This is a genomic window from Bradyrhizobium sp. SK17 (assembly GCF_002831585.1).
In the GTDB taxonomy this organism is placed as follows: Bacteria; Pseudomonadota; Alphaproteobacteria; order Rhizobiales; family Xanthobacteraceae; genus Bradyrhizobium.
On record NZ_CP025113.1, the window covers coordinates 2,630,381 to 2,643,345 of the forward strand.

Annotated in this window: 9 protein-coding genes, 1 tRNA gene and 1 pseudogene; 7 read left to right on the forward strand and 4 right to left on the reverse strand. The window is 62.7% G+C overall.

Going from position 1 to position 12,965, the window contains the following annotated elements; genetic code table 11:
• Positions 1 to 52 precede the first annotated feature (52 nt).
• From CWS35_RS12255 to CWS35_RS38960, 4 genes and pseudogenes are all read left to right on the forward strand, one after another.
• Complete coding sequence (locus CWS35_RS12255) at positions 53 to 451, forward strand: phasin family protein (RefSeq protein WP_024583722.1); 399 nt, start codon at positions 53 to 55, stop codon at positions 449 to 451.
• A gap of 266 nt (positions 452 to 717) precedes the next feature.
• Positions 718 to 1,154 (forward strand): annotated as a pseudogene (locus tag CWS35_RS12260) (phasin).
• 247 nt (positions 1,155 to 1,401) lie between these two features.
• Positions 1,402 to 1,478: transfer RNA gene (locus CWS35_RS12265), tRNA-His, on the forward strand.
• A 304-nt stretch (positions 1,479 to 1,782) separates the two neighbouring features.
• Positions 1,783 to 3,243, forward strand: a complete 1,461-nt coding sequence (locus tag CWS35_RS38960) for a hypothetical protein (protein ID WP_157817130.1) — start codon at positions 1,783 to 1,785, stop codon at positions 3,241 to 3,243.
• A 25-nt stretch (positions 3,244 to 3,268) separates the two neighbouring features.
• Here CWS35_RS38960 and CWS35_RS12275 read toward each other — a convergent pair whose 3' ends face one another.
• Both CWS35_RS12275 and CWS35_RS12280 read right to left on the reverse strand, forming a co-directional pair.
• Positions 3,269 to 4,093 carry a hypothetical protein gene (locus CWS35_RS12275; protein ID WP_100952028.1) on the reverse strand — a complete coding sequence of 275 codons (825 nt, stop codon included), beginning with the start codon at positions 4,091 to 4,093 and terminating at the stop codon, positions 3,269 to 3,271.
• A gap of 229 nt (positions 4,094 to 4,322) precedes the next feature.
• Positions 4,323 to 9,923 carry a CHAT domain-containing protein gene (locus CWS35_RS12280; RefSeq protein WP_157817131.1) on the reverse strand — a complete coding sequence of 1,867 codons (5,601 nt, stop codon included), beginning with the start codon at positions 9,921 to 9,923 and terminating at the stop codon, positions 4,323 to 4,325.
• A 495-nt stretch (positions 9,924 to 10,418) separates the two neighbouring features.
• Between CWS35_RS12280 and CWS35_RS12285 the strand changes: the two genes are divergently transcribed.
• The 3 genes from CWS35_RS12285 (at position 10,419) to CWS35_RS12295 (ending at position 12,146) form a co-directional block, all read left to right on the forward strand.
• Entirely contained in the window at positions 10,419 to 10,754 is a 336-nt protein-coding gene (locus CWS35_RS12285; RefSeq protein ID WP_245438947.1) for a hypothetical protein, read from the forward strand.
• Between the two features lie 203 nt (positions 10,755 to 10,957).
• Complete coding sequence (locus CWS35_RS12290; protein WP_029880075.1) at positions 10,958 to 11,284, forward strand: hypothetical protein; 327 nt, start codon at positions 10,958 to 10,960, stop codon at positions 11,282 to 11,284.
• Between the two features lie 181 nt (positions 11,285 to 11,465).
• Positions 11,466 to 12,146, forward strand: a complete 681-nt coding sequence (locus CWS35_RS12295; protein WP_021081815.1) for a ParA family protein — start codon at positions 11,466 to 11,468, stop codon at positions 12,144 to 12,146.
• A gap of 109 nt (positions 12,147 to 12,255) precedes the next feature.
• On the opposite strand, the gene CWS35_RS39485 is transcribed toward CWS35_RS12295, so the two are convergent.
• Together CWS35_RS39485 and CWS35_RS12300 are read right to left on the reverse strand one after the other, a co-directional pair.
• Positions 12,256 to 12,402 carry a hypothetical protein gene (locus CWS35_RS39485; protein ID WP_168200187.1) on the reverse strand — a complete coding sequence of 49 codons (147 nt, stop codon included), beginning with the start codon at positions 12,400 to 12,402 and terminating at the stop codon, positions 12,256 to 12,258.
• Positions 12,403 to 12,543: 141 nt separating this feature from the next.
• Positions 12,544 to 12,840, reverse strand: a complete 297-nt coding sequence (locus CWS35_RS12300) for a DUF4282 domain-containing protein (protein ID WP_100956280.1) — start codon at positions 12,838 to 12,840, stop codon at positions 12,544 to 12,546.
• Positions 12,841 to 12,965 lie beyond the last annotated feature (125 nt).

A 12,965-nucleotide genomic window follows, 5' to 3' on the forward strand; every position in this document is an offset into this window, starting at 1 on the left:
TGCGCCCACCGGGCCAACCGGCGGGCCGATCACCAGGCGAGGGAGGACGACCATGAGCGACAACGGGCGTGACCAATTCGAGATCCCCAAGTTTGAAATCCCCAAGGACATGCGGTCGATGGCGGAGGCGAGCTTCGACCAGGCGCGCAAGGCGTTCGAGCAGTTCGTGACCAATGCGCGGGACACCGCCGGCAAGATCGAGGAGCGCAACGCCACGATGCGCGCCGGCGCCAAGGATCTGTCCGCCAAGGCGCTGTCCTATGCGGAAAAGAACGTGCAGTCCTCGCTGGACTATGCCCAGTCGCTGCTCAAGGCCAAGGACCTCACCGAGGTGATGCGGCTGCACAGCGAGTATGTGCAGGGCCAGATGCGCTCGCTCGCCGAGCAGGCCAGCGAAATGGGCCAGGCCGTCAGCCGCGCCGCGATGGATGCGGTCAAGCCGAAGGCCTGACCGGCCGTCTGGTCCGGCTGCGGCAAGCCCAAAACCAGGTCGGGCGCGGTAACCCCATATTCCGTCACATAAAAAATATGGCATCGCACACGATCTTACGTTGCGTTGCACAAAATTGACATGATATGGGTGTTTATTAGGCGCGCCCGACGAAGGGCAATCCCGTGAATCAAGGCAGCGTGATCCATTTCAACGCTCCCGGCCTGATGGGCTCCGGGACGTCCGCAATGGTCACATCTACTCACCCGTTGCGAAGGATTACACGTATGACCAACCCGTCCGATCCGTTTTCCGCCTCGATCATCCCGTTCGAGGTTCCTGAGCAGGTCCGCGCATTCGCCGAGAAGGGCGTGTTGCAGGCCCGCGACAGCTACGCCAAGTTCAAGGACGCTGCCGAGACCCACAACTCGACCGTCGAGGCCGTTTTCACCTCGATGAACAAGGGGCCACCGCCTATTCGGCCAAGCTGATCGAGTTCTTCAAGGCCAACACCACCTCCTCGCTCGACTTCGCCCAGGAGCTGTTCAGCGTGAAGTCGCCGACCGAAGCCGTGGAGCTGTGGACGTCGCACGCCCGCAAGCAGTTCGAGACCTTCACCGCGCAGGCCAAGGAACTGGCCGAGCTCGGCCAGAAGGTCGCCAGCGAGACCGCCGAGCCGATCAAGGCCAGCGCCGCGAAGTTCACCCAGCAGCCGGCCGCCTGATCGCGGCTCGCACGAGATAGCCGAAGGGCCCGGGCCTTGGCGGTCCGGGCCTTTTTGCTTTCGACGAGGAAACGGCCGCGTTGGTGTTTTCGCGCCCGGCGGAGCCCGAGTCACGCCATCGAAACGCGTTAAGACAAAGCGGCCCTTGGTGCAAAAGCCCGCGTTAAAGCCTTGCCAAAGCGCGGCGTTGCACCTAGTTTCCGCCCGAAATCGCCGCCCCCCTTTACGCGGGGCCGTGCGACAGGATGCAGTTGTAGCTCAGTTGGTTAGAGCGCCTGTCTGTGGAACAGGAGGTCGGTGGTTCGAGCCCACCCAACTGTACCACTACAGTTGAATTGCCCCGCACTCTCAGCATCTTACTGATAGACCTAACGTATTTGCGCCGCCGAAAATACAACGGCGCCTACAAATGGCAGTCAGGATGGCTGGGCTTAATCGTCTCAAGAACGGGCAATTCTTCGCACGCAAAGTCATCCCTGTTGATGTCAAAGACGCGTAACCTCGCGCCATGGTGATCAGATTGAAAGGCTTGAGCGCTATGAGGCTGTCCCGCACCGCCAAGACGCCGTAGCGCTGAGGACAGGCGCACCGGAACACTACCAAGACGATTCAGCTTGCGAGGATCAACATGGCTGCTGAAGGCGACCAAACACCGAGCTTGGGAGTCGAGGTGCCATTTCAAGTCGGCATCGCGGATACCGACATCGACCTTAGCAATGCTGACGAACGCGAGCGATGGCTGCGCGGGCAACCCATCGAAGTCGCAATGGTGATTGCGGCACGTGCGGCGCTGAGAGCAGTGCCAGGCCTTTCATTAGCTCGGGGCTCAAGCGGAAGCCGATTGACGAGACGCAGGTCAATCTTGCGCGTCTTTCGTGCCGTTGCTGCGAGTTGGGCAGCTTTGGCCCATCCCAGCCACAGGGCTGCTCTCTCGGAGAAGGCGAGAGAAGCGCTGGTAGGCCTAGGCAACGTAAAGGCTTCTCCTCCGGAGCGTGCTGCCGCTTATGCAATTGCGAGCCTCCTTTCCGAAGATTCAGAGATACCGGCGCGTGCCAGTACGACGATAGGGTACGCCCTTGATGCAGCGGGCAGCTTCGGGAAGGAGGCCTTCGAAGTGACCGTCGATGCGGTCAAGACTGACGCTTCCCTGATAAGCGAACGCTTTAACAGCGTCACGCTCGCAAACTGGAAACTTTGGCCAGAACAACCACCCAGTTGGGTCTTGGAGAACTGGACTACCTTAAAAGACGCGCTTCTCGCGGAAGACGAACAATGGGACGTTTGGATTGAATGGTACGAGGCAAGGCTGTCTGGAGAGCCGTCAAACATCGATTTGGAATTGGCGCGGTTTATCTTTCAGGATGAACGTTGGTCTGAAGAACCCCGAGTGGTCAACGAACGCATAAAGGCGGCGGTCCAGCTCGCAGCCGACCTTTCGACCCAGATGACTTCAATCAACGCGACCCAGCCGACCCATAACCGCCGCAGCGGAGATGGTGCGTTTGGCACTGCCCCTTTCGGAACCGGTCCCTTCGGCGGTCAGGCGTCGGAACCCTTACTTCCGCAATCGGATGCACCTGTCAGACAGTGGGTGGAAGGAAGCACAGCTGAAGTAACCTCTCGGTTCGAGGCCGCCCCGGAGTTAGCTGAACAATTGGTGCGGAACGCGGCGCGAGAGATTGGGCGAAGTCTCGCCAAACTCTCCGAAAGGATTCCGAACGAGCCGAGCGCACACTCAGGCTATGAGGAGGTTAAGCGATCACTCACTGCGTTACAGGAAGGTCTCGAAGAGGTTGCCTCAGAACTTCAGGCAGGCCGCGAAGAAGCTATTCCTCAGAGAAAGACGGGACATTTCCGCAGAGCAGCCGTTTGCGCACGAGCGATGGCAGACAGCTTCGTTGACTGGATGGAAGTGAACAGTAAGACAGCAGGACGGGTGGTCGCTCACCTGGGACTTGCTACGGTCGTGACTGCAACGATCAGCTATGTAGCGGGCGTCAACCCTACCACTACGTTCGTAATTGCCGCTGGCGCGTTAAGCGGACAAGACATTTGGGAGGTGGTGAAGCAATTCGCGAAGAAGAGTTGAAGGCAAGCGTGGCTGACCAACGAAGCTAGAAGCCTTTGCGTTTTGCAAAATCTTCGAAGTATCTCACCGCTGCCGCTGAAAACGACTCTGCATCATTGTCCGACAAGGCGAGCGAAGGCCAGTCAGTTGCTGTGGGGCTCGTTGGCCAAATTGGCCTGAGGAGGCTGCGCGCTGTGGGCGCGGTACGCCAATCCCAACCCCTCGGTATTTCGGGGAAGTGGCAGCTCATCGCAAAGGCAAAAAGGCTCCCGACAGAGAACGCGGTCGTCTGCATCGTCGGTAGCAGCAGTTCTTCGGTGAGGTTATTCGGCAGTTGGTCTGCGTCAACGATAGGGAAGCTGGCCTTGACCCATTGCGTGGGGTTAGCTTGGCGCGGATAGTGGCCGATCCATATGGACCAACCGGCAGGCGGCGTGCGGTTTTCCATAAGCCATGTTCTGTCCGATTGAGGGACCGCGATACGGCCATCGTCTTGAGATAGATATTCGCCGGTCATAGTCGCCATCGTGATCCAGGTCGCCACCGCCAGTTGGGCAGCTTGGTCCAAAACAACGGGCTTCCCCTCGAACAACGGAATTAAGGCGGCCTTTGCGTCATTCTGTATCTGACTGAGCCAGCCGCTGTTGCAGTCCGAGCACACGATGCGGACCTGCGCGTCGAGATGGTCTCCTGCCCTGATGCGTACGTTGGGCGGTTCAGGCTGTCCGGGTCTCGGAACAAAGACATTGGCGTGGTTGTGCTTGTTCGCGGTGCGCGCGACGTAACGCTTGGTCCATTCGCCCCACACATGCTCGCTGGTCATCTTCTTAGGTTGACCACAGAACACGCAGAGCTTGAGGGGTTTGGACATCGGGCGGAACAGGGGTTGCGAGCATTACAAAAGCGCACTACAAAACGTACCGCTTCTGGCAAGAATATGCTAGGTTTATCAAGGGTTAGGCTGGAGCGCGGCGGTTCCCACCCAACTGTACCAACCGCAATTGAACTGCTCCGCATTCCGAGCGCCTTGCCGATCGGCCCGAGCGAATTTACGCCTTGCAAGATCAAGGGGGCGCCCAGCACGCGTCGCTCCATCCCGATCAGCGCCGCCGCTTGCCTTTCGCTGCGCGCTTGGCGGCCTTGGGTCGCCGTGGAGTCGCCCGCTTGGTCGCTGACGGCTTGGTCGCTGACGGCTTGGCCGCTGCGACCGCGACCGGTGGCTCACTTCCCGCCAGCGATCCGAGCGCGGCGAGCAGCCGATCGGCGGCAGTCTTTTCGCTCTGTCCGGCGGACCGTGCGTATCTGGAAAGCAGGAACGCAGCATTGTCGAGGACGGAACGCCACATCCTGACATTGTTGACGCGGGCATGGTGCTGCCCGAAGTCTTCGATCAGGCGCGCGACGTCTTGCGCAAGGCGGCCGGCGCCGATCGACACGAACAGGTTCAGTTCGGTCTGTCCGACGACGGTCCAGAAGTCCGGTGCGGCGGACGACATTGATTGGCGCACTTCCGCGATGTCGTTGGCCCTGAGCGGCTTCGCCAGCACCAATTGTGCCGCAATCCGGTTCATCGCCGGATAAAAGAACGGACGCGTCTTGGTGTCGCGCGCGATCGTCTCCGCGGCGCTGTAGTGCTGCCGCATTTCGTCGATCGCCTGCATTTCGGCGGACTGATCACCAGCCAGGGCTTCGAGCATCGCCAATCGCTTGAATCCGGAGCCGTAGATGCTTTGCCGCTCGTAGGTCGGCGCCAGCGCCAACAGTTTGTCGAGCAGCGCCATCGCATCCTTGATGGCCGCGCGAGCGTCGTCGAAGGCTTTGGTCGACGGTCCGGCCACGCTGTTGATGTTGCTCCAGGCCTGGCGGATTCTCGCATTGGCCAGTTGCTCGATCGCGATCAGGGATGTCGTTCCATCCTGTGCCGCTCTCGCGCGCTCGTACCACGCGATCGACTCCGCGAAGAAGCCCGATTTCGCCCAAGCGCTTCCGAATGCCTCGGCGACGTCTCCGCGATCTCGGTACTGGCCGAAGGTGGCCTCGAGATAGCGCAGGCGTCCCGCCTGAACGTCGGACGACTTGCGCTGGTACTCGCTTTCCACCTCGATCTGCTCGAGCGCGAACATCAGGGATGGGGCAGAGGCAATGCTGGAAAACTCCTGCCCCGGAGCAGGCGTCGGGCGCTGCGCATCACCGGTTGTTCGCCGGAACCGCCAGTCGGGGTCGCCATAGCACTGATAGGCCGCCCAGGTGTTGCCGCCGACGGCATAGGCTTTTTCCCTGGCCGCCGCGACGGCGTCGATGAAGCGCTTGTCTGCGAGCAGCGCGCGATAGAACTCCCTGGCAAACACGCTCGCAGCTTCATCGTCCACCGCCCAGCCGGCGGCGATCACGCATCGGACGCCACTCTTGATGAGGGCCTGGGCGACACCGGACGCAAATTGCGCGCGGTTGTAGTTGGTGGGCCCGAGCAGCTCGTTTGCAGCGCCGGTCCCGAGATGGCAGCAATTCACGAACACAAGCTCGGGTTGGACCCGCAACGCCTGGATTTCATTGGCTCCCAGGAACGAACCGCCCGAGAGCACCACGCCCCTCGTCGCGATGCCCTTGTCGGTCTCGGTCGGCGGCTCGCCATGGCCCGCCACATGGATGATCCGCCAGGATTTCTTGCAGGCCGCATTGAGCACGGCGATCGCGTCGGGTTCGGGATCCCCGGGGCTGGGACCGCTGATCACGGACGTCACCCGTGCCGAGTTGGACTTCGGGCTATCGGGAGATGTCGTGGCCGCGGTCAGGAACGTCGCGACCTCGAGGGCCTCGCGCCTGGCGCCCAGCAGGATGGGGTAGGTCTCTCGAGCGCAGGCAGGGTCGCCGATCACGAGAATGTCGTCGTCGGCCGTGGCGTTGTTCACGGCGATGTCGGGCGTCGTCATCCGCAGCTTGCGCAACAGCTTGGTCCGGATCGACCATGGCTTCTGCCGGTTCGAAGCTGTCGGCGACTCCAGGGCCTCCCAGGGTATCGGAGCCGTTCCTTGGTCAAGCTCCAGCACCGTCGCCGTGCTGCCACCCAGGAACGACTCGAGATCGCGGGGCAGGAGCAGGGTGAACAAGGTTCGGCCGATCTGCGCGTCGGTATTGGTGTTGTTGGAGGCGGTCGTCACCAGGTTCTTGATGAGGCGCACTTGCATCGGCTGGGGACGCACGTCGTTGCGCGCCCGTTTCGAGTTGATGGTGTAGGCGATCTCCTGGCTGTCGCCCTCGGTCTTCAGCACGAGCGCACTGATGAAGTCGTAGTCGGCGCCGCGATATCCGGCCTCCGGCGGCCGGCGCAGCGCGCCGGCTTCTCGTGCGATGGTCGGGGCGATCGCATAGGAGCCGGGTGCCGAGATCGCGAGGGTCTGAAGCGCATTCCAGGCGTCGCTCGCGCGGTCGAGATAGAGCTCGATGATCTTGAGCTGGTCGACACGCGGCCACTGCGCGTCCGCAGGGTCCTTCTCCGCGATCTGTTCGTTGGCCTCACGCACGCCCTGCGCGATCAACTGGGCGGCTTGGCCGGGCGTGATGCCGCTGCCGCCGCTGCCCAGCAGCGTGGTCGCGAGCGCAAATCCGGTGACGACCGGGCTGCGTTCGGTGAGACGCTGCGACCATCCGATCACGGCCTGCCGAACCGTGTCGACGAGATCCGAGCCGCGCAACTCGCCTTCGGGGCCGAGACCTGCGACGATCACCGCCGCGGGCAGCGGCATCAGCCTTTTGGGATCGTCGCTGAGATTCCGGAAGATCTGAAATGTTCCCGGTCCCGTGGCGTACAGACCGCGATGCAACGATGCGCTCATCGCACGATTGAGGACATTGTCGATCGCAGCTTCCGCGCCGGTGAGGCTCGATGACCGGTAGTGGCCGATCAGCAATGGTTCGGCGACAAAGGTGAGATCGCCGTTGACGACCTCGATGTGCAGCGACGCCGACACCGGCGCGGCTTGCGGAGCGCGCGCTGCCGCCGATGACAGCACGTCGAGCTCGCTCTGAGGCGGCGATTGCCGCACCCGCAATCGGGCGGGACGCGCTCGCGCCACCGGCCCGGCGGTTTCGGCGGCCTTCTGCCGGGCAGTGCCAATCGCGGAGACCCGGGTCAGTCGTTTCGTGGTGCCGGTGTTCAGAAGCTCGCGGTAGGCTTCGAATGCGACCTTGAACCGCGGCAGCGAACCGTGATCGGAATCGGCGGACCAGGTCGCCACTCCCGGAAGCTCGGCGCTTTCCTGCGTGACCCGGCCATCGCCGTCGCCGACCTCGAGATAGACCAGCCCCCTGCCGCCATCGCGCGCGCCCTCGTAGCCGTCAGGCGTGGTTGGCGCCTTGCCGACCACCAGCAGCAGCCTGTCGGCCCAGGAGACGAGGTCCCGGTCGCGTTGCTTGTCGAGCGCGCGACGGAGCTCCACCGCATCGTCGAGCACGGCTTGCGACGGGATACCCCATTCGAATTGAGCGAGCTGAAGTGCCAGACTGTGCCACGTGCTGCGCGCGCGGATGGCATCGAGATCGGACGTTGCGAGATCTCGCCAGGCCGCTTCCGTACCGAGTCCGTTCAACAGGCCCGCCTGGAGCTGAACGAATCCCGGGAAGCCCGCAATCAGCTGGCGCGATTCGTTGCTGGCGAACGGCGCGCCCACATTGATGAGGAGATTGCCGAAGCTGTCATCGCCCGACAGCACCTGCATCGGTGTCCAGGATCCGCCGTTCGGCGTTCCGAGCATCAGAATCCGCGCTCCGTCGGATTGCATCATCCGATCCCAGGTCGCGGGATCGACGATCTGCACGGCACGCGCAACCAGCCCGCCCATCGAATGGGCGATGATCCGCACCGGCTGCCCTGATGTCTTGCGCGCGTCGAGCGCCGTCGCGATCGCCTCTGCGAGCCGCTTTGCCTCGGCCATGATCGGGCGTCGCCAATCGAATGCGAATGGCTTGACGTCATGATCGCTGAACAGCTCGGTGGCGAGATCGTCGTAGTAGATTCCGATGGGGCCATCGGGCGCGACCGCGTCGGCGTTGTTTGGATCGTAGGCGAGCCGCTTGAAGCCGTTGACGAGGCGCCATCCCAGCCAGATCCGCTCATCCGCGATCTTGAGGTTGCTGCCGAGAATTCCGGGCAGGACGAACAGTGCCGGCAATTCAGCGGCCTTGCTGGCGGGACGTGCGGGCAGCGCCGCGCGCGTTCCGCTCGATGATTCTCCGGCCCAGGAGAGCGGGCCGATCACGTTGAACCCGTCGGGCGACGTGCTGTCCGTCCGGGTCAGGGCGTCGACCACTGCCGATGCCGTCTGCGCGTTGCTGAAATAGTTGAAGTGCGAGACCTTGCCACCCTGGTCGAGAACGAAGGTCGAGTCCCGCTCGCGCGGCGAGCCGCCATACATCGACCGGGTCTGCACGACCAGATCATTGTCGGTCCAGAAGAATGCGTCGGACAGCAGGGCCTTGACCCAGGACACCACGGAATCGCCCTGGAGATCGCCGGCGACGACGCGCAGGTCGCCGCTGATCGGGCTCGTTGCCGAATGGAGCCAGCGGATCAGCGGAGAGTCCGGAATCTGCGCCGCAAGGCCGGGCACCTTGTCGGGGTCCGCGCGTCGGCGGGCGACTTCGCCGAGAAAGTTGACGAGTTCGTCCGCAATCGGAATCTGGGCGAGCTTGAGCGCCCATTTCAGCACCGATACGTAGGCATCGAGCCGCTTGGAGGCGAGCAACGTGCCGCGCGCCGGACATGCGACGCGGACAACCCGCTCGATCGAAATCTTCTTGTCCGCGACGAGCTCGGCGAGCTGTTTCAATTCGGCCGCGCTCGAACCATCGTCCCTGAACAGGTCCAGACCGGACAGGCGTGGATTGGCGCACACGCGTGCCAGCACTTCGGCAACCAGTCCGCCGCGTGAATGCGTCAAGAGGTGAAGTCGTGCGTTGCCGGGCGCCGCTTCGGCGAGCGTGATGGCATTGGCGATCGGGCTCGCGCCGAGTGTCGGATGATCGAGGGCGTAGACCCTGTCCTTGTAGGACTTGAACAGCGCAGCCACCAACTGCGGGTGCTCGGTCCAGAGCTTGCCGAAAGTGCCGGAGGTTTGGCTGAAGGTTCCGTGGATCAGAACCAGCGACGCTCCATCGGCGGCGGCGATAGGGGACCTGTCGCGCCCCTTGAGCGGCGGGAGCTCGTCAGGCTGCAACCGATAGACGCCCGGGTCGACCTGCGAGTCGAAGGACTTCACGACCTTCGAGGCAACGAAGTCGGCCGCCTCGTCCTCGACGATCCCGGTGAGAATGTGCAGCGCCCCCACCTGCACGTCGCCGAAAATGCCGCGCGACAGGGGAGCTGCGTCGTCCAGACGCCATTGCAGCCGGCCGGGTACGCGCACCTCTCCCGGGCCGAGCGTGGTTCCTTCACGTGCGAGCGGATCGTGCTGTGATTGCAGCAGATCCCGCGCGGATTCGGGATGCAGCCACAGCGAAGGTCCGTCTGCGATATCGATGACGACGATGTCTTCTCCGGGAACGGCGGCTGCGGTCTTGATGACCGCATCGCCGGCGCCGCGTTGCGCCGTCACGATCACGGAGTCTTTCGGATGCCATGTCGCGGCTGTGGTCGGGGCGGGAGCGCCGCGGGTCGTTTGGCTCTGACGGACGCCGGTCAGCACGAATGAGATTGGTTCTGGCAATGTGACGCTCCTGCAATGGCGGGGCCACAACGCAAGAACCGGGAGCGAGCGGAACGAGCCACCGCGGCCGGGCAGGTGGCCACTGAAAAAGGAACTGCGAGCAATGAAGTGACGATACTCGCTTTAATAGAATTGACAAGCGTTGCGGCGGCGCGTGTTGGCGGCCTGCTTCGTGATGAAGCGATCAGGCTTCGGCAGACGAACAAGCTCCCGTCTGACATTGCTTCCGGCAAGCGACCGGACGTCGCACCGGTTCGCCCGCCGATTGCTTCTGCCAAGGGGTTAAGGCCAGCGTCGCTTGCGAGATGGCGCAACGCCGCCGTGACGAGATGGCGCAACGCCGCCGCGAATTGATAAATTTCGTCAGGGGCTTGCAAAGGTGGCCGCGATCCCCGCCCGTGGCGTGCCATCACGCCCGCTTGCGCTTCTGCGTTGCTTCACCCACACTCGCCGAAACAACGCGTTGAAGACGCCGAGTGACACCTTGGGGGACGCATGGGGACCGCCGGTTCAAGGAGTTTTTCGTTTGCGTTGCTGCTCACGGTCGGGCTTGCGGCGTTGCTGTTGCCGGGCCGGGCTGAGGCCTACACGCCCGACCAGCAACAGGCCTGCACGCCGGATGCGTTCCGGCTCTGTGGTGCCGATATCCCCGACGTCGATCGCATCACGGCCTGCATGATCCGGAACAAGGCGCAACTTTCGCCGGCCTGCCGGGTGTTCTTCCGCGCGGGTCCCGAGCCGCGCGAGGCGAGCGAGCGCGTCGAGCGGCGACCGGTGGCTGCGAAGCGCAAGCATGCGAAGCCGCGCAAGGCGAAGCGGCAGGCCGACTGACGTAATTCTCATCGCGCGCACGCTAGACGGCCTTGCCGCGTGCTGTCCTCGCACGAGCCGACCTCGGTGCTGCGTGGGTCGCGTGGCGGCGATTTCAAGGCTGCGATGCGCGACAGACTGACGCCTTGTGACGCTGTCACGCAGCATCATCTGTCAAGCTTGTGTTGTTTGCAGATTCCGTTCCCTGCGGTGGAACGGACGGAGTGGGATGCGTGAGCGAATTTTACAGGCAAGAGATTGATCGGCATTTCGCCTGGTTCGAAGCCAAGCTCCCGGACAAGCCGGCGCGCTTCGTCGCGTGGCTGCGCAAGCCGTCGTCGCGCTATGTGCGGATTCCGCTGGCGATTCTGTTGATCATCGGCGGCATCTTCAGCTTCCTGCCGGTGCTCGGCCTCTGGATGCTGCCGCTCGGACTCCTTTTGTTCGCGCAGGATGTTCCGTTGTTGCAGAAACCCACCGCGCAATTGCTCGGCTGGATCGAACGCAAATGGATCGCGCGCGAGCGCGCCAAAGCTGCCGAAAAACGCTAGGCCTGAGTCAAATCAAGCGTTTAGCACTTCCATTTGCGGTTGTGTCATAGATGATGTGTGACTCAAAAAGCAGAATGCACCGGTAATCTTGGCCGCTTTGCGGATTGCAAGAAGTTTTTTCTTTCGCGAATCAGCGCTCTGATTCATTTTCGCCTCCTGGGGTCAATCTGGAGGCCAAGGTATGAACGTCATTGTTTTCGCTTCGCGTAAAGGGGGCTCGGGAAAAAGTACCCTGGCTGCTCACCTCGCCGCGCAAGTGCACAAGGCCACGAAGCCATGTCTGCTGATCGACGCCGATCCGCAGGGCTCGCTGACGCTGTGGCACAAGCTGCGCGGCACCAACGAGCCGGCGATCAAGACCGCGGTGAACTCGGTCAGCGGGATCATTGCGCAAGCCAAGCGTGACGGCATCGAGTGGGTGTTCATCGATACGCCGCCGAACCTGTCGGCCGTGGTCGACGACTCGATCAAGAACGCCACGATGGTGATCATTCCGGCGCGGCCCGGCGTGTTCGACGTCAACGCGGTGCAGGAAACGATCCAGACCTGCCGTTCGATGCGCAAGCCTTATGCCGTCGTGATCAACGGCGCGCCCGCGCAACGTGACGGCGCCGAGAGCCGCATCGTCGCGATCGCGCGCGAGGCGCTGGCCAAGTTCCGTGCGCCGGTATGGAGCGGCCAGATCACCAACCGCGCAGATCTCCTGATGGCGCTCGGCCAGGGCGAAGGCGCCCGCGAATATTACGCGGAGGGCCGCGCCGCCGCCGAGATCAATCGGCTGTGGGCCGCGATCGAACGTTCGATCAAGGCGATCCGCGGCACGGCGTCGGCTTCCGGCGCGATGCACAAGCAGGCGGCGTAACAACGCCGCTTTGGTTCGAAATGGAAAGAACGCGCGGCTCCCGCGCGTTTTTTGTCGTCGTCGTCATCGCTTCGTCGCGGTGCTCCTCGCAATGACGGAGCAGGTGGCCTTACGCCACCATCAGCAGATAGAACAGGATCACCGGTGCCAGGGTCAGGATCACCGACCAGATGCCGACAGCCCACAAAATATCCTCGGTCGTAAAGCCCGGCTCGGCACCCGGCCTCACGGCAGCGAAACCGCTTCTCGAATTCACGTCGCCCCCGCATTGATTTTAAGCGCAATGGGAAGGCTGATACGCGAGCGGTTTTAATATCCCGGTCGGAATTTCGCCGGCATTTGCGCGCGGCTACTACTTCGGATTAACCACGGCATGGGCGGCGGGGCACCGTGCGCCTCATTGCATCCCTGCGTCCCGATCGCGGATCGCACCGAGATGCTCGTTGATGCGGAAGACGATCAGGATGAACTCGGCGACGATCCGCGAGAACACGATGCCGACGAACATGCTGGCGATCGAGGCGAGCAACTGGATGAACCCGACGAACGGGCTGATCGCCATCGCCGTGAGGCTCCACAGGACGCCGGAGATCCCGAACAGCACGATCACGGCCATCACGAGCCAGTAGAACGTCTTGATGATCGTGGGCGTGATGAAACGGTCCCACTGAAACAGATCCTGGAAATCGAACATCATGGTTCTCCCGGCAGGCCGAAATATGATTCGCGTCTCATCCTACTGCGTCACCCCCGGCGGCATCACTTCGTCCCGGAGCCTGCGCCGCAGGTCTCCATCGCGATGAAGTCTTGCACCGGATC

Coding starts and splice junctions, on each gene's coding strand:
- CWS35_RS12285 (WP_245438947.1), top strand. CDS start 10,419: ATGGGGACCGCCGGTTCAAGGAGTTTTTCGTTTGCGTTGCTGCTCACG.
- CWS35_RS12275 (WP_100952028.1), bottom strand. CDS start 4,093: ATGTCCAAACCCCTCAAGCTCTGCGTGTTCTGTGGTCAACCTAAGAAG.
- CWS35_RS38960 (WP_157817130.1), top strand. CDS start 1,783: ATGGCTGCTGAAGGCGACCAAACACCGAGCTTGGGAGTCGAGGTGCCA.
- CWS35_RS12255 (WP_024583722.1), top strand. CDS start 53: ATGAGCGACAACGGGCGTGACCAATTCGAGATCCCCAAGTTTGAAATC.
- CWS35_RS12295 (WP_021081815.1), top strand. CDS start 11,466: ATGAACGTCATTGTTTTCGCTTCGCGTAAAGGGGGCTCGGGAAAAAGT.
- CWS35_RS12300 (WP_100956280.1), bottom strand. CDS start 12,840: ATGTTCGATTTCCAGGATCTGTTTCAGTGGGACCGTTTCATCACGCCC.